Origin of the sequence: Nguyenibacter vanlangensis, from assembly GCF_013376155.1 — a bacterium.
Taxonomy (GTDB): Bacteria; Pseudomonadota; Alphaproteobacteria; order Acetobacterales; family Acetobacteraceae; genus Gluconacetobacter; species Gluconacetobacter vanlangensis.
The window spans coordinates 1-581 of the sequence record NZ_JABXXP010001212.1 but is presented as its reverse complement, the minus strand read 5'-3'; the positions used below and the strand labels follow the sequence as shown (position 1 = coordinate 581).

Genomic DNA, 581 nt, shown 5'->3' with positions numbered 1-581 from the left:
GGCGCCGTCGTCCTGAGCCGCGACGCCGCCCGCACGCTGGCGGGGCAGGGCCGCCGGACCATCCTGGTCACCACCGACCTGCTGACCGAGGATATCGACGCCATCATCGGCACCGACGGCCTGCTCGCCGCCCATGGCGGCCGCACCAGCCATGCTGCCGTGGTCGCCCGCGAATTCGGCAAGGTCGCGATCGTCGGCTGTCCCGGCCTGACCATCGCCCCGGACCGGCAAAGCTGCCGGATCGCCGGCCATCCGTTCCCCCAGGGCGCCGACATCACCCTGGACGGCGAGACCGGTCAGGTCTTCGCCGGCCATGTTCCCATGACCGAGGACCGCCCCGAGGCCGACCTGGCCCAGATCGCCGCCTGGCGCGCCGCCCCACCCGCATGAGGGCCGTAGGATCGATCGTGGGATCTGCCCGGCAAGGGCGTTGCCCTTGAACCCACCAAAGGGCGATCGCCCTTTGGAAACCCGTTTGTTATCAAATAAATGGGGTGCAGGGCCTCAGGCCCTGCCGGGTCCAGGGCAGAGCCCTGGTGATGCCTCGGCCGCCGCCGGCTGCGCGGCCGCCAGGCGCTCGG

At 71.6% G+C, this 581-nt stretch carries 1 protein-coding gene; it reads left to right on the top strand.

Going from position 1 to position 581, the window contains the following annotated elements; translation table 11 throughout:
• Positions 1–390: PEP-utilizing enzyme (locus HUK84_RS22175; RefSeq protein WP_246285838.1), on the top strand; the 390-nt coding region annotated here is incomplete at its 5' end.
• Positions 391–581: the final 191 nt, after the last annotated feature.